This window comes from Haemophilus parainfluenzae (assembly GCF_003252755.1).
GTDB lineage: Bacteria > Pseudomonadota > Gammaproteobacteria > Enterobacterales > Pasteurellaceae > Haemophilus_D > Haemophilus_D parainfluenzae_N.
Window position 1 is genome coordinate 159,385 of sequence record NZ_QEPT01000004.1, and the last position, 19,186, is coordinate 178,570.

General features: G+C 40.2%; 20 protein-coding genes and 1 other RNA gene. 5 read left to right on the plus strand and 16 right to left on the minus strand.

The genetic code is table 11. From position 1 onward, the window contains the following. Positions 1–10 precede the first annotated feature (10 nt). Positions 11–985 (plus strand): protein translocase subunit SecF, encoded by a 975-nt coding sequence (gene secF, locus DPV95_RS06730; RefSeq protein ID WP_005697896.1) that lies wholly within the window; start codon positions 11–13, stop codon positions 983–985. 82 nt (positions 986–1,067) lie between these two features. On the opposite strand, the gene DPV95_RS06735 is transcribed toward secF, so the two are convergent. The 7 genes from DPV95_RS06735 to bamD form a co-directional block, all read right to left on the minus strand. Further along, a complete protein-coding gene (locus DPV95_RS06735) occupies positions 1,068–2,108 on the minus strand; it encodes an AI-2E family transporter (RefSeq protein ID WP_111406845.1) in 1,041 nt (346 codons plus the stop codon). Beyond that, a complete protein-coding gene (gene glnB, locus DPV95_RS06740) occupies positions 2,108–2,446 on the minus strand; it encodes a nitrogen regulatory protein P-II (RefSeq protein WP_111406846.1) in 339 nt (112 codons plus the stop codon). Before glnB ends, DPV95_RS06735 begins: the two co-directional genes overlap by 1 nt. A gap of 1 nt (position 2,447) precedes the next feature. Next, on the minus strand, positions 2,448–3,041 hold the full coding sequence (gene mog, locus DPV95_RS06745; RefSeq protein ID WP_049362318.1) for a molybdopterin adenylyltransferase: 594 nt from the start codon (positions 3,039–3,041) through the stop codon (positions 2,448–2,450). Between the two features lie 112 nt (positions 3,042–3,153). Then, a complete protein-coding gene (clpB, locus tag DPV95_RS06750; RefSeq protein ID WP_111406847.1) occupies positions 3,154–5,724 on the minus strand; it encodes an ATP-dependent chaperone ClpB in 2,571 nt (856 codons plus the stop codon). A 136-nt stretch (positions 5,725–5,860) separates the two neighbouring features. Beyond that, on the minus strand, positions 5,861–6,433 hold the full coding sequence (locus tag DPV95_RS06755) for a 5-formyltetrahydrofolate cyclo-ligase (RefSeq protein WP_111406863.1): 573 nt from the start codon (positions 6,431–6,433) through the stop codon (positions 5,861–5,863). Positions 6,434–6,459: 26 nt separating this feature from the next. Beyond that, positions 6,460–6,657: non-coding RNA, 6S RNA (gene ssrS / locus DPV95_RS06760), on the minus strand. A gap of 91 nt (positions 6,658–6,748) precedes the next feature. Further along, complete coding sequence (bamD, locus tag DPV95_RS06765) at positions 6,749–7,540, minus strand: outer membrane protein assembly factor BamD (protein ID WP_111406848.1); 792 nt, start codon at positions 7,538–7,540, stop codon at positions 6,749–6,751. A 109-nt stretch (positions 7,541–7,649) separates the two neighbouring features. Here bamD and rluD point away from each other — a divergent pair, with 109 nt between their 5' ends. Both rluD and pgeF read left to right on the plus strand, forming a co-directional pair. Beyond that, entirely contained in the window at positions 7,650–8,624 is a 975-nt protein-coding gene (gene rluD, locus DPV95_RS06770; protein WP_111406849.1) for a 23S rRNA pseudouridine(1911/1915/1917) synthase RluD, read from the plus strand. Position 8,625: 1 nt separating this feature from the next. Beyond that, positions 8,626–9,363 (plus strand): peptidoglycan editing factor PgeF, encoded by a 738-nt coding sequence (gene pgeF / locus DPV95_RS06775; protein ID WP_111406850.1) that lies wholly within the window; start codon positions 8,626–8,628, stop codon positions 9,361–9,363. A 48-nt stretch (positions 9,364–9,411) separates the two neighbouring features. On the opposite strand, the gene ruvX is transcribed toward pgeF, so the two are convergent. Genes ruvX through fadR form a run of 4 tightly spaced genes read right to left on the minus strand, consistent with a single transcriptional unit; the run spans position 9,412 to position 11,912 of the window. Continuing rightward, positions 9,412–9,831, minus strand: coding sequence for a Holliday junction resolvase RuvX (gene ruvX / locus DPV95_RS06780; protein WP_005695457.1), 420 nt, complete (start codon positions 9,829–9,831; stop codon positions 9,412–9,414). After that, complete coding sequence (locus tag DPV95_RS06785; protein WP_049364895.1) at positions 9,831–10,391, minus strand: YqgE/AlgH family protein; 561 nt, start codon at positions 10,389–10,391, stop codon at positions 9,831–9,833. Before DPV95_RS06785 ends, ruvX begins: the two co-directional genes overlap by 1 nt. Then, a complete protein-coding gene (rsmE, locus tag DPV95_RS06790) occupies positions 10,391–11,125 on the minus strand; it encodes a 16S rRNA (uracil(1498)-N(3))-methyltransferase (RefSeq protein ID WP_049384563.1) in 735 nt (244 codons plus the stop codon). The genes DPV95_RS06785 and rsmE overlap by 1 nt, the downstream gene beginning before the upstream one ends. A 58-nt stretch (positions 11,126–11,183) precedes the next feature. Beyond that, positions 11,184–11,912, minus strand: a complete 729-nt coding sequence (gene fadR, locus DPV95_RS06795; RefSeq protein WP_111406851.1) for a fatty acid metabolism transcriptional regulator FadR — start codon at positions 11,910–11,912, stop codon at positions 11,184–11,186. 133 nt (positions 11,913–12,045) lie between these two features. On the opposite strand from fadR, the gene nhaB reads away from it, so the two are divergent. Next, positions 12,046–13,584, plus strand: coding sequence for a Na(+)/H(+) antiporter NhaB (gene nhaB / locus DPV95_RS06800; protein WP_111406852.1), 1,539 nt, complete (start codon positions 12,046–12,048; stop codon positions 13,582–13,584). A gap of 19 nt (positions 13,585–13,603) precedes the next feature. Next, the gene (gene dsbB, locus DPV95_RS06805) at positions 13,604–14,137 is read left to right on the plus strand and encodes a disulfide bond formation protein DsbB (protein WP_111406853.1); all 534 of its coding nucleotides are present in this window, start codon (positions 13,604–13,606) and stop codon (positions 14,135–14,137) included. A gap of 75 nt (positions 14,138–14,212) precedes the next feature. On the opposite strand, the gene DPV95_RS06810 is transcribed toward dsbB, so the two are convergent. From DPV95_RS06810 to purD, 5 genes are all read right to left on the minus strand, one after another. After that, the gene (locus tag DPV95_RS06810; RefSeq protein WP_049367201.1) at positions 14,213–14,488 is read right to left on the minus strand and encodes a DUF1294 domain-containing protein; all 276 of its coding nucleotides are present in this window, start codon (positions 14,486–14,488) and stop codon (positions 14,213–14,215) included. Further along, entirely contained in the window at positions 14,488–15,750 is a 1,263-nt protein-coding gene (gene glyA / locus DPV95_RS06815; RefSeq protein ID WP_049367202.1) for a serine hydroxymethyltransferase, read from the minus strand. Before glyA ends, DPV95_RS06810 begins: the two co-directional genes overlap by 1 nt. A gap of 115 nt (positions 15,751–15,865) precedes the next feature. Continuing rightward, a complete protein-coding gene (locus DPV95_RS06820) occupies positions 15,866–16,435 on the minus strand; it encodes a hypothetical protein (RefSeq protein ID WP_049367203.1) in 570 nt (189 codons plus the stop codon). A gap of 63 nt (positions 16,436–16,498) precedes the next feature. Beyond that, the gene (locus DPV95_RS06825) at positions 16,499–17,722 is read right to left on the minus strand and encodes a DUF711 family protein (RefSeq protein WP_049367204.1); all 1,224 of its coding nucleotides are present in this window, start codon (positions 17,720–17,722) and stop codon (positions 16,499–16,501) included. A gap of 24 nt (positions 17,723–17,746) precedes the next feature. Continuing rightward, positions 17,747–19,036 (minus strand): phosphoribosylamine--glycine ligase, encoded by a 1,290-nt coding sequence (purD, locus tag DPV95_RS06830; protein ID WP_049367205.1) that lies wholly within the window; start codon positions 19,034–19,036, stop codon positions 17,747–17,749. Between the last annotated feature and the right edge of the window lie 150 nt (positions 19,037–19,186).

Sequence of the window (19,186 nt, forward strand, 5' to 3'; positions counted from 1 at the left end):
GTAGGATAAGATGAGATTATTTGCAAAAGATAAAAACGGACATTTTATCCGTGAAGTGAATGGGATTAAATTGCCATTCCCTCTCACTGAATTTATGAAAGTGAGATTTGTGGGATACGCATTTTCTGCGATTTTAATGGCGATTTCCCTCTTCTTCATTGTGACAAAAGGCTTCAACTGGGGCTTGGATTTTACCGGTGGTGTGGTATTTGATACTCACTTCTCACAACCGGCTGATTTAGAGAAAATCCGTGGCACATTAAATCAAAATGGTATTGCAAGCCCGATTGTACAAACAACCGGTTCTGTACAAGACGTGATGATCCGATTACCAGCTGACAATAACGATTCTGCCATTGGTGATCACGTTAAAAGCATGCTTCAAACGATTGATCCAAATATTCATATTAACAGTATTGAATTTGTGGGTCCAAACGTCGGTGAAGAACTGGCTCAAGGTGCTGTTTATGCGACCCTTGCGACTTTGGCAATGATGTTAATTTACGTTGGCTCACGTTTTGAATGGCGTTTAGGTTTTGGTGGTATTGCCTCACTTGCGCATGATGTGGTGATTACACTCGGTGTATTCTCTGCATTACAAGTCGAAATGGATTTAACCTTCGTGGCAGCAATTCTTTCCGTTGTAGGTTATTCCATCAACGATAGTATCGTGGTATTCGACCGTGTGCGTGAAAACTTCCGCAAAATTCGCCGTGTAGAAACCATTGATATTATTGATATTTCCCTAACGCAAACCTTATCGAGAACCATCATGACATCTCTCACAACGCTTCTTGTTGTGATTGCCTTGTTCTTCTTTGGTGGTCCATCAATTCATAACTTCTCATTAGCGTTATTAATTGGTATCGGTTTTGGTACTTACTCATCAATCTTTATCGCGATTGCGATTGCTTATGATATCGGCCTACGCCGCGAACATATGATTCCACCAAAAGTGGATAAAGAAGTCGATGATTTACCTTAACCTATCGAACACAAGATAAAAAGAAAGCCACCATAGCGGTGGCTTTTTTATTGCTAAAATAATGTCATTTTATGACCGCACTTTATTCGTTTACATCACCTAATAAAGCCGCATATTTCTTCGTTGATTCGGAACTTTCCAGGGTAATTTTAAACGCCATTGTCAGCGGTACAGAAAGCAACATACCTACATTACCAAGTAACCATCCCCAGAAAAGTAATGAAAAGAATACGACCAAGGTGGAAAGGCCTAAGGTTTTACCCATCATCTTCGGCTCAATAATATTACCGATCACAATATTTAATGTAATAATACCGACGGTTACGCCCATTCCTACACCAAATCCATTCAGCAATAACGCTTGAACAATAATAGGCACTGCTGCAATAATCGAACCAATATTCGGAATGTAATTTAATAAGAAGCTTAAGGTTGCCCATAAAATCGCATATTGCACACCCGCTACGTCCAACAAAATCCAAGTCATGACACCAGTCAACAAACTAATCACCGTTTTCACACCAAGATAACTAATCACACCATCTAAAATACGATCAATGTGATGTTCTTCCGCGACAACATCATGTTCATTGTCACTTAACACTAAAGCAAGTTTATGCTTCATCGTTGGTGCTTCAAGCAGCATAAAAATCACTGCTAAAATCAGCACAAAAACATTCGTCACGACGCCAGAAAAGTTTAATAATAAACGGCTCACAAAGTTCATGATCACACTTGGATCAAAATGCTCCATAATGGCTTCACGAGAAATCACAATTGACAATTTCAGTTTTTGAGCTAACGCCATGATGTCATTTATACGCTCCGAAAGCAGCACTCTATATTGCGGAATAGAGCGTGTAAATTCTTGCACACTGCTGTTAATTAATCCTGCGAGGAAAAAGAATACAATTAAAATCAAAATAAACAACAAGGCAATCGCAATACCATGTGGTACTTTGCGTTGTGTCATTGCTTTAATCATGGGTGAACAAATAATGGCGATAAATAATGCCAATAGAAAAGGCACGACAATCTCTGCAGCCAGTTTAATTCCCGCAAACACAATCACTAAAGCCGCCATCGCGACTACAGTGCGGTTAAAATTTAAGTTTTTTTCCACTAAATGGCTTCCTCATTTTCTTCGCCTGTACGAACACGAATCACGCGTTCTACATTATAAACAAAGATCTTCCCATCACCGATTTTCCCTGTTTGGCAAGTTTCAACAATGGTTTCAAGGCATTGTTCAAGTAAATCATCTGGCACGACAATTTCGATTTTCACTTTAGGCAAGAAATCTACCATGTATTCCGCACCACGATAAAGCTCTGTATGTCCTTTTTGGCGACCAAAACCACGAACTTCAGTCACGGTCATTCCGCTAATGCCGATATCAGATAAATTTTCACGCACATCATCTAATTTAAATGGCTTAATAATGGCTTCAATTTTTTTCATCTTATTTCTCCAAATTTTCACGGCGTGCGGCTTTCGGTCGGAAGCTTGTAATTACTTCAGGCTTGGTATCAATATAAATACCATCGATTAATTGCAAACAATAAGGCACCGCACTAAAAATCCCTTTCACTAAAACTTTGCCTTGCTCATCTTTCACGCCTTCTAAGGTTTCTTTGATGGCTTTCGGCTGTCCTGGTAAATTCAAAATTAAGCTATTTTTACGAATTACACCAACTTGACGAGATAAAATCGCTGTCGGCACAAAATGTAAACTCACTTGGCGCATTTGCTCGCCAAATCCAGGCATTTCACGATCGGCTACCGCTAACGTTGCGTCAGGTGTCACATCACGTTTTGCTGGCCCGGTACCACCTGTTGTAAGCACTAAATGACAATGGTGCTCATCCACTAATTCTTTCAGTGTTTGTTCAATTAATGGCTGCTCATCTGGAATTAATCGAGTTTCCACTTCAAAAGGATCCACCAACGCTTGTTCTAACCATTGTTGTAATTCGGGAATCCCTTGATCTTGATACACACCACTTGATGCACGGTCTGACACTGAAACCAAACCAATTTTTAAAAGTGCGGTCATTTTCTTCCTCATTTTTATACACTATAAACAGCGTCATTCTACCCTATTTTATCTTTTACTAAAGCATAAAAAAGCCATTTAGCTTTCACTAAATGGCTTTTCATTTTACAAATTATTGTCTGGCTTGAACTTTGCCATCCACATAATCCACGGTGACCACTTTACCTGGTAATAATTGACCAGATAGAACTTGTTGAGCCAAGCTGTTTTCGATCTCTTGTTGGATTGCACGTTTTAATGGACGCGCCCCATAAATTGGGTCGTAACCGACTTCACCAATGAAATCTAATAACGCTTCGGTAAACACTAATTCATAGCCACGAGTTTCCATACGTTTTGCTAGACGTTCTAATTGAATGCTTGCAATCGCACGGATATTGTCTTTGCCAAGTGGATGGAAGACCACCGTTTCGTCAATACGGTTGATGAATTCCGGACGGAAATGTTGGCTCACCACTGACATCACTAAGGCTTTCATTTCACCATAGCTTTCGTCTTTGCTACCTTGGATTAAATCAGAACCCAAGTTAGAGGTCATAATCACCACTGTGTTACGGAAGTCCACTGTACGACCTTGACCATCAGTTAAACGACCATCATCCAATACTTGTAATAAGATATTGAATACGTCCGCATGTGCTTTTTCCACTTCATCCAATAAAATCACCGAATATGGACGACGGCGCACCGCTTCCGTTAAGTAACCACCTTCTTCATAGCCGACATAGCCTGGAGGCGCACCCACTAAACGAGATACGCTGTGTTTTTCCATAAACTCTGACATATCAATACGAACCATCGCATCTTCACTGTCAAAGAGGAATTTCGCCAAGGTTTTGCAAAGCTCGGTTTTACCTACACCCGTTGGTCCTAAGAATAAGAATGAACCAATTGGGCGGTTAGGATCAGAAAGCCCTGCACGGCTACGACGAATCGCGTTCGCTACGGCATCTACTGCTTCTTCTTGACCGATCACACGTTTGTGCAATTCTTCTTCCATGCGTAAGAGTTTTTCTTTCTCGCCTTCCATCATTTTAGAAACAGGAATACCTGTTGCTTTAGAAAGCACTTCCGCAATTTCTTCATCAGTCACACGATAGCGCAATAAGGTCATTTCTTTGCCTTCGCTAGTTTCAGCGGCAGCAAGTTGTTTTTCCAATTCTGGAATACGACCGTATTGAAGCTCAGACATTTTACTTAAATCGCCTGCACGACGCGCTTGCTCCATTTCAGTTTTCGCTGCATCTAACTCTTGTTTGATGTGTTGAGAACCAGAGAGTGCTGCTTTTTCTGACTTCCATACTTCTTCAAGTTCAGCGTATTCACGTTCTTTATCAGCAAGCTCTTTTTCTAACATCTCTAAACGCTTACGGCTTGCTTCATCTTCTTCTTTTTGTAATGCCTGTTGTTCCAATTTTAATTGGATAATACGGCGTTCAAGACGATCAAGCGGCTCTGGTTTAGAGTCAATTTCCATACGGATGCTCGAAGCAGCTTCATCAATTAAGTCAATGGCTTTATCTGGCAATTGACGATCAGAAATATAACGGTGTGAAAGCGTTGCTGCTGCCACGATTGCTGGGTCAGTAATATCTACATGATGATGGATCTCATAACGCTCTTTCAAACCACGTAAGATCGCAATGGTATCTTCGACACTTGGCTCATCCACAAAGACTTTTTGGAAACGACGCTCAAGTGCGGCATCTTTCTCGATATATTGACGATATTCGTCTAGTGTTGTTGCACCTACACAGTGCAATTCACCGCGCGCTAAACTTGGTTTTAATAAGTTACCTGCATCCATCGCACCGTCAGTTTTACCTGCACCAACCATGGTATGGATTTCATCAATAAAGAGGATCACGCGACCTTCTTCTTTTGCAAGTTCATTTAATACCGCTTTTAAACGTTCTTCAAATTCACCGCGGTATTTCGCACCGGCAATCAAAGCACCCATATCTAAAGAAAGTACACGTTTGTTTTTTAAGCCTTCAGGCACTTCACCATTAACAATACGTTGTGCCAAACCTTCCACGATAGCAGTTTTACCTACACCGGGCTCACCGATCAATACTGGGTTGTTTTTGGTACGACGTTGCAATACTTGAATAGCTCGACGAATTTCTTCATCACGACCAATAACCGGGTCGAGTTTACCACTTTCAGCACGAGCTGTTAAATCAATGGTATATTTTTCAAGAGCTTGTCTACTTTCTTCTGCATTTTGATCGTTCACGCTTTCTCCTCCGCGAATATGTTGGATCGCTTGTAGAATTTGTTCTTTTTTCGCACCACATTTTTTCAAAATGTCATTTAATGCGCCTCGCTCTTCAAGCGCTGCTAATAAGAACAATTCACTGGAAATAAATTTATCTTGTTTTTGCTGAGCTAATTTGTCACATAAATTCAATAAGTTAAGTAATTGACGAGAAATTTGCACATCACCACCATTACCCGACACTTGTGGCAATTTATTCAATTCGGCGTTTAATTCATTACGCAATAACGCCACATTCACACCACTGGTCGTTAAAATTGGTGCAATTGAACCGTCTTGTTGATTTAAAAGTGCGGTCAATAAATGCACTGGTTCGATAAACTGATTATCTTTACCTAGCGCCAATGATTGTGCTTCACTGAGTGCTTGTTGAAATTTTGTGGTAAATTTTTCAATATTCATATGCTTATCTTCTCCTGATTAAATTCTTGGGGTCATCCCCCTTTACGAGTTATTAGATAAGACCCTTTTTTGGTATTTCAAGAGAAAAAATCGACAATTTTTAATTTTTTCTATCAAATTTTATTTCTTGATAGGTTTAAGCAACTAAAATTCGGTGAAGAGGCACGTCCCACGCTTCAGTTGGAAGCTGTTCGACTTGCTGACATTGATGGGCTAATCCCACAGGAATAAAAGAAGAATTTTGCCAATTTTGTAAGGTTCGGTCATAAAAACCACCACCCATGCCAAGACGATTCCCTTGTTTATCAAAAGCAACAAGTGGTGTAAAAAGAATATCTAATTCATCCAAAGGCAATACGTTTTGTACATTGAGTTTTGGCTCCCAAATGCCAAATTTATTTTTCAGCATTGGTGTATCTGGCAAATAACGTAAGAACAAAAGGTGGTTGGGATTGAAAGGATGCAATACCGGTAAATAAACGTGTTTATCTTGTGCCCAAAGGGTTTTGATAAGTTTATCCGTGGAAATTTCACCATCAAAGGAAACATACAAGGCAATATGCTGCGCATTTCGTTCTTCAATTAATGCGAGAGCTTGTTGAGTGATGGAGTCTTCCGCTTGTTGCTGCTGAAGTGCGGTCAAATTTGCTCGTGTTTTACGAATTTGCTGACGAAGCTGATTGCGAAGCGTTTGCTGTGTTGATTTCATTCGATTGGAAAGAATGGATTTAAGAGAAAGGTCCCAGAGTGCCGCTACGAGTAGTAGTCCTTGAACCCGACGGTCCAAGGAAACCGGTAAGGCCATTTTTAGGTTTCTTTAGTCCAATGACAAAGTCAAAGGTCAAGCCTACACACCAATGGCGGGAAACCGATTTATAAAGTTCTAAGTATCGGCTCAGGGACATAACCCATCCACGAACACCCCAGGAAATCTTTTAAATTTATACTAGCTCAATTTGATTGGTTTGACTAGCCTTTATTTGAATAATTTTGCTTATTCAAGCACGTCCCACAAGGGGCGGGATTATTTTTTAATCGGTTGAATTAAATCAGACTCTTCCGGTTTTTTCACGTCCGCAAATTGTTTATCTTTATTCGCGTCGATGACTTGTTGAGTTTGACTCGCTAATTGTTGTAAACCCATTTTTTCATAGGCTTCTTTCATTAAGAATAAACCTTCGTAAGTCGCTTTGGCATCTGGATATTGTTGTAACATACCCACTACACGGTTTGCTACCGCTACCCATGCATCACGTTTTGCATAGAATTTTGCAATTTCTAATTCATGACGAGCTAATGAATCTTTGATGTATGCCATACGTGCTACTGCATCTTGTGAATATGGGCTATTTGGGAACGCACGCACTAAGCTTTGGAAGTTTGAAAACGCCGTTTTCATTGAAGTTGTTTCACGCGTTGCACGATCGATACCAAAGAAGTCTTGAATCATGTTATCAGCCGTTGCCAAGTTAGTTAAACCCGCCATATACACTGCATAGTCACGGTTTGGACTTTGTGGGAATTGGTGTAAATAGTTATCTACAGTGACCAACGTTGCGGTGTAATCTTGTGTTTTATAGTTTGCATAAATTAAATCAAGCATTGCTTGCTCTTGGTAAGTACTACCAGGGAAGCGCTCTGTTGCTGCTTTTAAATAACGAATCGAGTCAGAATAGCTCCCTTCTTGCAATGCTGCTGCCCCTTTTGCATAAAGATCATCAACAGAAGCTTGCTCCACTTCTTTATTACCACTGCTACAAGCTGCAATAGCGAATGAGGTAAGAGCAATAAGCGCGAGAGATTTTATTTTACGCATTCTTTTTTCCTTAATTTTTACGAAAATCAATAAATAAGTTACAATTAACGAATATTGTATAGAACATTACACAATAAGCCAACTTTTTAAATTTTTAGATGGATTTTTTATGCCACAAATGACCTTAACGGCTGAAGTTCAGCCCGAACAAATGGGACAGCGTTTAGACCAAACCCTTGCAGAGTTGTTCCCAGAATATTCCCGTTCGCGTTTAAAAACCTGGATTGAAGCAAAACAGGTAAAAATGAACGGTGAAATTGCCGATATTCCCCGTGCAAAAGTTTATGGCGGAGAGCAAATTGAAATTTCGGTAGAAGTGGAAGATGAAAACCGTTTTGAGCCGCAAAATATTCCACTCAATATCGTTTATGAAGATGACGATATTATCGTGATTAACAAACCTAAAGATCTTGTGGTTCACCCTGGTGCAGGCAATCCGGATGGCACGGTACTTAATGCGCTACTCTATCACTATCCACCTATTGCCGAAGTACCGCGCGCGGGGATTGTGCATCGTTTAGATAAAGATACGACAGGTCTCATGGTTGTTGCCAAAACCATTCCAGCACAAACCAAACTTGTACGTGACTTACAAAAACGTAAAATCACTCGTGAATACGAAGCCGTCGCAAGTGGCATTATGACTAAAGGTGGAACCGTAGATCAGCCAATGGCTCGTCACGCGACAAAACGCACATTGATGGCGGTTCACCCAATGGGTAAACCGGCTGTTACGCACTATCGCATTATGGAGAATTTCCGTAATTACACCCGCTTACGCTTACGTTTAGAAACAGGTCGTACTCACCAAATTCGTGTGCACATGGCGCATATTTCACATCCATTATTAGGTGATCAAACTTACGGAGGGCGTCCTCGTCCACCTAAAAACGCAAGCGAAGCCTTCACTGAGGTGCTACGCAATTTTAAACGCCAAGCATTACATGCGGTTATGTTGCGTTTAGCTCATCCTATCACAGGTGAAATGATGGAATGGTATGCCCCATTGCCAGATGACTTTGTCGAATTACTGCATGCCTTAAAAGCGGATTACCTCGAACATAAAGACGAATTGGATTATTAAGATGAAAACCATTGTTCCAAACTGGAATGTTCCACCACATATCCAAGCGTTTACAACTACAAGAGAAGGTGGCGTAAGCCTGCCGCCTTTCGATAGTTTCAATTTGGGTGATCATGTCGAAGATGATAAAAGTGCGGTCAAAACTAACCGCACTTTACTGGTCGAAAAATTTAATCTGCCACATTTCCCGTTGTTTTTAACTCAAACGCACAGCACTCGTGTAATCACGGTGCCTTATGAGGGTAATAATTTAGAGGCTGATGCGGTTTACACCAATCAACCTAACCAAGTCTGTTTGGTCATGACGGCTGATTGCTTGCCAGTTTTATTCACTAATAATAAAGGTACTGAAGTGGCTGCGGCACATGCGGGCTGGCGTGGACTCTGTGATGGTGTATTAGAAGAAACAGTAAAATGCTTCCAATCTGCCCCCGAAGAGATTATTGCGTGGTTTGGGCCTGCTATCGGCCCTAATGCATTCCAAGTGGGCAAAGAAGTGATTGAGCAATTTATGGCGTTTGACCCGATTGCAGAAACGGCTTTTCAACCAGATCCAAATGAATCAGGAAAATACTTCGGCAATCTTTATCAAATCGCCACACAACGCCTCAACAAATTAGGGATTACCCAAATTTACGGTGGTGAACATTGTACCTTTACTGAAAAAGAGACCTTCTTTTCCTATCGTCGAGATGGCAAAACAGGCCGAATGGCGAGTCTGATTTGGATAAAAAAATAAACTCATAAATACAACAAACCGCACCTTAAAGTGCGGTTTATTTTTGGCTTATTCTGAATAACTTTCGAACCAACTTTCTAAAATCAGACAAGCAGAGATCCCATCTACTTTGCCTTTATTGAGAGCGCGATAACCGCCACGCTGGAAAATTTCATCACGTGCAGAAACCGTCGTTAAGCGCTCATCTTGCAATTCCACTTTGATACCGAAACGACCATTTAAGCGGTTGGCAAATTTTTTCGCTCGAAGTGTTAAATCTTGCTCGGTACCATCCATATTTAAAGGCAATCCCACCACAATAACATCAGGTTTCCAGTCTTTTAAGCATTTTTCAATAGCATCCCAATTTGGAATCCCATCTTGCGCTTTAAATGCAGGTAATGCTTGCGCTGTACCCGTGATACTTTGCCCGACTGCACAACCGATGCTTTTTGTACCGAAATCAAATGCAATTGCCGTGATGCCCATTAACTATGCCCTACTTGTGAAAAGACAAAATTATGAGGATTAATCCCTAATAATTGATTCGCGGCAGGATAACGATCTTCATAAATCGTTTCAAATAAAATGGTGTCTGAAGCAGGTGCCACTAACCACGCATTATCTGCAATCTCTTGTTCTAGCTGTCCAGCTGTCCAACTTGCACAACCGAGAGCAACAAGATATTTTTCGGGCGCATCCTCTGAACCGAAGGTTTCCACAATATCTGCCGAAGTGGTCAGAAACATCTCATCGGTAATTTTATAACTATGCTCAAATTCTTTCGCGGTTTTCTTATGCAGAATAAAACCACGCTCAGAATGTACTGGACCACCCGCAAGCACAAGTTCATTGCTAAAAGTGCGGTCATTTTTCATCATAAAATTCATTTTTGAATACAGTTCAGCAATGCTTAAATCGGTGGGTTGATTAATCACTAAACCCATCGAACCTTGCTCATTATGCTCACACATATACACCACGGTATTTTGGAAATAATCTTCCAACTGTGGCATCGCAATTAAAAATTGCCCTTGTAAATCCATCATTATCCCAAATCTCCAAAACAAATTTGCAACGCACTAATCGCCGCTAAAGAGGCTGTTTCTGTACGTAACACACGCTTTCCTAATAAAATTTCAGTAAATCCTTGTTGTTCAGTTTGAGCGATTTCTTGAGGTGATAAACCGCCTTCTGAACCAATAAGCAAACGAACACCTTCTTTTGGAATAGAAGGCAAGGTTTTAATTGAATATTGGGCTCTTGGATGTAAATTCAATTTCAACGCGCCATCATTTTCTGCACACCAATCTTGTAATTTCATTAATGGACGAATTTCTGGCACAACGTTACGGCCACATTGTTCACAAGCCGCAATGGCAATTTTTTGCCATTGTTGGATTTTCTTATCCATACGTTCACCATCCAACTTCACGCCACAGCGTTCTGACCATAATGGTGTAATCACATTCACGCCCAATTCCACAGATTTTTGAATGGTAAATTCCATTCGATCGCCACGTGAAATAACCTGCCCTAAATGAATCGATAAATTCGACTCCTTATCACTCAATTCACAACCAAGAATTTCCACTTTAACGGCTTTTTTGCTCGCTTCAATAATTTTTGCTGGATAAATATGATTACTACCATCAAATAATTCAATTTGCTCACCTTCAGTCATGCGAAGTACACGTCCTACGTGATTAGCCGCATCCTCTGAAAGTTGGCAAGTAGATTGATTTTTAAGGGATTCTGGATGATAAATTCTTGGAATACGCATAATATTGAGTTCTTGATATAAGGAAAAAGTGCGGTCATTTTCAACCGCACTTTTAATATTATTCTGTTGTTAAATCTTTCGGCAAACTTTCTAAAATGGATCGCCAGTAACCAGAGGTGACTTGTTTATGCTTGCGAATACATTCCACCACTAAATCGGATTGACCGCTTTCACAAATATCACGCAACTCGACATAGAAATCATAAGTCACTTGGCGATGTTTTTCGTCACTAAAGAATAGCAAACCAATTTTATGATAAACCCCACGTAAGCTATTGAAAATTAAACGATAAAAAGGTTTGTTTGCCATTACTGTAAACTGACGAAATAAGGCATAGTCAAATTCCATGTAGCTTTCAGCGGTATTTTCTAAAGCATCCATTCCTTTGAACAAGGCTGCAGAAGCTTTAGGTGAATTTTTTACTGCCTCATAAATATAAGATTCTGACATGCGACTACGCAATGACAACATATTTTCAATAATTAACGGCGCACTTTGGCGATCTAAGGTAATTAAGGTTTCAATGATGCTTGGACCAGCTGTATCCCAAATATCATTGACTTTTGTCGGCTTGCCGTGTTGAATGGTAAGCCAGCCATCACGAGCCAAACGCTGTAATACTTCACGTAATGTGGTGCGTGTTACGCCGATTTTATCAGCTAAATCACGCTCAGAAGGAAGATTGGTGCCGGCGGGAAATACATCATCCCAAATACTTCTAACAATATATTCTTCGGCAAGCGCAGCTGGGCTTTGAGCCCGTAAAAGGGTATTATCTGTTTGCATGAGTATGAAATAAATATAAAAAAGCCTAAAAAGATCAAAAAAATGTGATTTATTGAATAAATCTTTAACTGGTCTATTATCCTTTAAAGCAGTATATATTACAATGACAGGACTATAAAAAACGGAGTTCAATATGACTTACACACAAGCATTTATGAAAAACTTTCTGGGTTCGAGCCCTGATTGGTATAAATTAACTATTATTGCCTTCTTGGTAATTAACCCAATTTTATTCTTTTGGGTAAGCCCATTTGTGGCGGGCTGGGTACTCGTCGCCGAGTTTATTTTCACCCTTGCTATGGCATTAAAATGCTATCCTCTTCAACCGGGTGGTTTATTAGCCGTTGAAGCTATTGCTATTGGTATGACGAATGCAGAGCACGTTAAAGCCGAGATCATGGCAAACTTTGAAGTCGTTTTACTTTTAATCTTTATGGTGGCCGGTATTTACTTTATGAAGCAACTTTTGCTTTATGTGTTCACCAAATTATTAGTCCGTATCCGTTCTAAAATCGTCCTTTCTGTCGCGTTCTGTTTTAGTGCTGCATTTCTTTCAGCTTTCTTAGATGCACTTACTGTTGTTGCAGTAATTATCAGCGTAGCTATGGGTTTCTATGGGGTTTATCACAAAGTGGCATCAGGGAAAAATCTACAGGAGGCGGTTGATATTGCCGATGATAACAAAATCAAAAATCATGAAACTCTCGAAAAATTCCGCTCTTTCTTACGTAGCTTAATGATGCATGCTGGTGTAGGTACCGCACTCGGTGGTGTAATGACCATGGTGGGTGAACCACAAAACCTGATTATTGCAGAACAAGCAAAATGGAACTTCATTGAGTTCTTCTTCCGTATGGCGCCAGTAACCATCCCTGTATTTATCTGTGGATTACTCACTTGTGTTTTAGTGGAAAAATTTAAAGTATTCGGCTATGGCGAAAAATTACCAGAAGAAGTATGGAAAATCTTGGCTGATTTAGATCGTGAAAATACACAAAAAATGTCTAAACAAGATAAAGTACGTCTTTCTGTTCAAGGTCTTATCGCGATTTGGTTAATCTTAGGTCTAGCCTTCCATTTAGCTGCGGTAGGTTTAATCGGTTTAAGTGTAATTATTCTTGCGACTACCTTTACCGGCGTTACAGATGAACACGCGATTGGTAAATCATTCCAAGAAAGCTTACCTTTCACTGCGTTATTAGTGGTATTCTTCTCTATCGTTGCGGTAATTATTGATCAAAAACTCTTTGGTCCAATTATCCACTTCGTATTAAGTGCAGAAGAGAAAACTCAGTTAGCCTTATTCTATGGTTTCAACGGTTTACTTTCTGCAATTTCTGATAACGTATTCGTTGCAACGGTTTACATCAATGAAGCGAAAAATGCGCTTACAGCTGGATCAATTGCACCACACCAATTTGAATTACTTGCGGTTGCAATCAATACAGGTACAAACTTACCTTCTGTAGCAACGCCAAACGGTCAAGCTGCATTCTTGTTCTTACTAACATCGTCTCTTGCACCGTTAATTAAACTTTCCTATGGTAGAATGGTCTATATGGCATTGCCTTACACCATCGTATTAACTGTGGTGGGTTTCCTTGCTATCGAATTTATCTTACCAGATATGACAATTTTGCTTGCGAACCTTGGCTTAATTCTTCCTATTTAGTGAATCATAAGGAGAAAGAATGCTCGACTTTTTTAAGCAATTATCCCTTAAACGTTCAGCGTGGATCTTTTTGGCATTTACCGCATTTGCCCTAGAATCGACCGCACTTTATTTTCAATACGGCATGAGTTTGCAACCTTGCGTACTTTGTGTTTATGAACGTTTAGCTGTTGTGGGTTTATTCGTCGCTGGTCTTATCGGCACCCTAGCCCCAAGTTCGCTTATTATCCGCATTCTTGCTCTTATTGTGGGTTTATTTAGTGCAATTAAAGGATTAATGATATCTATCCGTCACCTTGATTTACAAATGAACCCTGCACCGTGGAAACAATGTGAATTTATACCAAACTTTCCGGAAACGTTACCATTCCATAAATGGCTACCAACAGTCTTCAATCCAACAGGCAGTTGTAATGAAAGCCAATGGTCACTTTTCGGCATCACGATGGTGCAATGGTTGGTATTTATTTTTGCTGTCTATGTCATTGTGTTGGGATTTATTACACTTTCACAAGTGAAGAAAAGTCGAAATCGACGCCTTATTTTTAAGTAGTCTAATCACATACTAAAAAGCCTAGAGATATTCCTCTAGGCTTTTTTATTACTGAAAGTCATTCTGCGCTCAACGTTACTCAAGAAAGAAATACCAATAAGGCATTAAAATCAACCAAATAAACGCACTAAACACAACGACAAATTTGAAACTAAAGTGTTTGGTTTTATGACGAAATCGTTTCATGCCGCAATAAACGCCAATAAACCCACCAAGAAGGCTTAATAGAAAGAAAGTATTTTCAGAAATCCGCCAGCCGTGACGAACCGCGCGGACTTTATCTTTCCACATTAAAAAATAAGCGGCGATATTTACCGCCGCTAACATCACAAATAAAAGCTGAATCAGCATTATGCGTAAACAGGAAGACGTTTGCAGATTGCCAATACTTTTTCTTTGGTTGCTGCAATCACTTGCTCTTCGTTTTCTTTGCCTAATGCATCTAATACATCACACATCCAGCCAGCTAATTCACGACAGTCTTGTTCGTTAAAACCACGACGAGTCACCGCTGGTGTACCAACACGAATACCAGAGGTCACAAATGGTTTTTGTGGGTCATTTGGTACGGAGTTTTTATTCACCGTGATATTCGCTTTACCTAACGCGGCATCTGCTGCTTTACCGGTTAAGCCTTGTTTGATGAAACTTACTAAGAATAAGTGGTTTTCAGTGCCGTTTGAAACCACGTCATAACCACGTTGTTTAAACACTTCCACCATTGCTTTCGCATTTTTAATCACGTTTGCTTGATATTCTTTATAAGCTGGTTCTAACGCTTCTTTGAAACATACCGCTTTCGCCGCAATAATGTGAACTAATGGACCACCTTGGTTTGCAGGGAAAACAGAAGATTGTAAGCGTTTATAAAGCTCTTCATCACCGCAAGAAGAAAGGATTAAACCACCACGTGGACCACCTAAGGTTTTATGAGTGGTCGTTGTCACAACGTGTGCGTATGGTAATGGGTTTGGATATAAACCTGCTGCAATTAAGCCTGCAACGTGAGCCATATCCACAAATAAATACGCGCCTACTTCATCGGCGATTTCACGCATTTTTTTCCAATCTACCACTTGAGAATAAGCAGAGAAACCTGCCACGATCATTTTTGGTTTGTTTTCTAATGCTTTTTGACGCACATCTTCATAGTCGATTAAACCATCAGCAGTGATACCATAAAGTACAGAATTATAGATTTTACCGGAGAAACTCACTTTTGCCCCATGGGTTAAGTGACCACCATGTGCTAAATCCATCCCTAAAATGGTATCACCAGCATTGATTAATGCACCATATACTGCCGCATTCGCTTGTGAACCTGAATGTGGTTGTACATTCACATAATCAGCACCAAACAACTCTTTAGCACGATCAATTGCCAACTGCTCCACAATGTCTGCGTACTCACAACCGCCGTAGTAACGTTTACCAGGATAGCCTTCAGCATACTTGTTAGTAAACTGTGAACCTTGCGCCTCCATTACGCGTGGACTCGCATAGTTTTCAGATGCAATAAGCTCGATATGCTCTTCTTGACGACGATTTTCGTCCTGAATGGCTTGCCATAGAACCGGATCGTAATCAGCGATGTTCATACTTTTTTTAAACATTGTGTTTTCCTCGTTGTTTGAATTATTTGCGTATAGTTTACCTGTTTCCAAGTAAAAACTTAATCAAAAATTTCGATCATATTTTTCATTATTACAATGAAAAACATTCATTTATCTAAATCGAGCCTTTTTCTTTCACTAATTTCTCAATTAGTTTAACTTCTTCTGTTTTCTCGCCAACACCCAGTTTACGGCATTGGCTGGTTTCTTTCGTATAAGTATTAAAATTGGCCATCCTTGTTGGGCTTTTCATTTTAATCTTCATATCCAAATGATTACCACAGCTATTACAAGGTGAAACAAATTCCTTATCTAATTCTTTAAATTCTGGAGATTGTTCAATAATTTTCGCGACTTGTGGGGAATGGGCGGTTTTAAATAGACGATCGGTAAAATCATAACTTAACTTACCATCATTCGCCTGCCATTTGGCTTTAGCTTGCAATAAATAACGCATCCAGCCTTCTTTTGTATCAATCTGTGAAATGCCGCGTAGAAGCACAGTTTGATCCGCTCGATAAGTGACGTAATCAAAATGCTCAACAGGTAAAGGGGATTTGGCTGCAGGTTTTACATGGCAAATCCAATCGCCGACTAAGGCTTGTTCTTGTTCAGTTTGCTGATGAGCTACCGTACACCCTGAGAATAATACAGCAACAAGACCACACAATATTAATTTTCTCATGAGATATTCCTTTTATTGACAGTAGAGATAACATTCATCAGTACAAAGTAGGGAAAATTTTATTTAATCCGGAATATGTAAAAGACGGCAGTTACATAAATCATCACTCTCAAATTCGGATATTTCACCTGCAACCTTATTCGGAATTGGGAATAAACGCACAGTGAGTGGTTTATTTAAGCGAAATGCCATCGTTCCAGTATCACGCATAATAGCTGCGATGGTTTCAGCCTTAACATTTCCCGCCACAGGAACCGTATCTAAACCGATACCACATACGGCGCTATAAGTCAGTAAAGCGCGAATATCAAAATATTGTTTTTGTGTCCCTTCGGCTAAACCTAAATCTTCCGTCACCGCCAACATTAATCCAGAAAATCCAACCAATGGTACACGCTTGATTGATTTAAAGACTTTTGTCAGTAAAGCAGAAACCTCTACTGAACCAGCCGCACCAAAATAGGGCAATCCCATTAATTCATAAACTTTTGTCATAGATGAACAATTTTTTGATGGCGCTGCCGAACTATCAATGCCTGCAAATTCAAATTCACCTGATAATTTGACCGCACTTAACATATCTAATACTTGATCTACATGATATTGCAGAGCCTGCAACATAGCTCGATAGCAATCAGCATAAAATTGATTATGAGGCGATTTTGGTACAGATTTTAATACTTCGACTAATAGATCCGGTGTTTCTAAACCAATGACAAAACTGTTCGGCAAATGACTTAGATGATAACCGGCCGGGAAATAAGGAATAAATGGCTTGCAGTTAAAATTCACAGTAAAGTTAAAATTACCTTCGCCACGAGGTGTGATGTTCGCAATTTGTTGTACGGCATAAACAGATTGCTCAATAAGTTCATTATCTAACACGCCATTTTCATCTAATGGCACATTAACACAGGCATTACACAAATCGCCATAAGCCGCGATTAACTCAGGCAATAAAGCAATTTCCTCTGTATTTCTGGCCGCACCAATTGCAAATCGAATACGAATCCCACTCTCATTAAATTTATTCAATAACTCCGTTAAATATTGCAAATCTGCTTTTGCTGTCTGCAAATTGGTTAAATCTAAATATTCACCAAAAGGATTGGTAATCACTCGAATCGATTGCAAGGTATAACCGGCTTTCTGCACTGCTGGCAATAATAAATCGACATCACGTTTTACCGAATGAAGAGCGGCTTCCCATTGAGTTTTATCTTTATGTAATGTCAGAAAAAAACTAATTGTGCGAATGCGACATAATTCCTTATTTTTATAATCCATACGATTCCTTAACATTAAATGTAATTATTTTTGCTGCTCACGTTCAACAGCACGATAGCCAATATCTCGACGATAAAAACGTCCAGTCCATTGAATTTGCTCAGCGAGTTTTAAGGCTTTTTGTTGTGCTTCCAATACGCTTCCGCCTAATGCAGTAGCACAAAGTACGCGACCGCCGTTCGTGACTAATTTGCCTTCTTGTTCTGAAACACCCGCTAAGAAAACCTTCTCATTTTCGACCGCACTTTGTGGTAAACCACTAATCACATCGCCTTTACGATAATCTCCAGGATATCCTTCCGCGGCTAATACAATGCCTAAGGACGCTTTTGGATTCCACTGGGATTTCACTTCATCCAATTTTCCCTCGCAAGCTTTAAGACAAAGCTCAACGAGATCTGATTCAAGACGAAGCATAATTGGCTGCGTTTCCGGATCACCGAAACGACAGTTAAATTCAATCACTTTCGGCTGACCATTTGGCATAATCATTAATCCAGCATACAAGAAACCGGTGTAAACATTGCCTTCTGCCGCCATACCATTAACGGTTGGATAAATCACTTCACGCATAATGCGATCATGAATTTCTGGTGTCACCACTGGCGCAGGAGAATAAGCCCCCATACCGCCAGTATTCAAACCTGTATCATTTTCGCCCACGCGTTTATGATCTTGGCTGGTAGCCATAGGTTCAACGTTTTTACCGTCCACGATGACAATAAAACTGGCTTCCTCACCATCTAGAAACTCTTCAATCACCACTCGGCTACCCGCTTTGCCAAAGGCATTGCCCGAAAGCATATCACGTACAGCGTCTTCCGCTTCTTGCAATGTCATTGCAACGATTACGCCTTTCCCCGCCGCTAAACCATCCGCTTTAACGACAATTGGCGCGCCTTTCTCACGCAAGTACGCTAATGCAGGCTCAACTTCGGTGAAGTTTTGATATTCTGCCGTTGGGATTTTATGACGCGCGAGGAAATCTTTGGTAAATGCTTTTGAACCTTCCAATTGTGCAGCCGCTTGAGTTGGGCCAAAAATTTTTAATCCAGCCGCACGAAATGCATCAACCACACCAATTACTAGCGGGGCTTCAGGGCCAACAATGGTTAATCCAATTTGCTTATCTTGAGCAAATTTCACTAATGCGGGAACATCAGTCGCAGAAATGTTTACGTTTTCAACTTTTTGTTCTAATGCTGTCCCCGCATTGCCCGGTGCGACGAAAACTTTGTCCGCTAATGGAGATTGTGCAGCTTTCCAAGCCAAGGCGTGTTCACGCCCGCCATTTCCGATGATGAGGATATTCATAATGCTCCTTGTATCTTTTTGAATTTAATCCCCTCTTTAGCAAAGAGGGGAGGGGAGATTTGGCAGAAATTATTTCAACCTCATAGTATATTAGCATCGTTTAAATCTCCCCCAGGTCCCCTCTTTACGAAAGAGGGGGATGGTTAGATA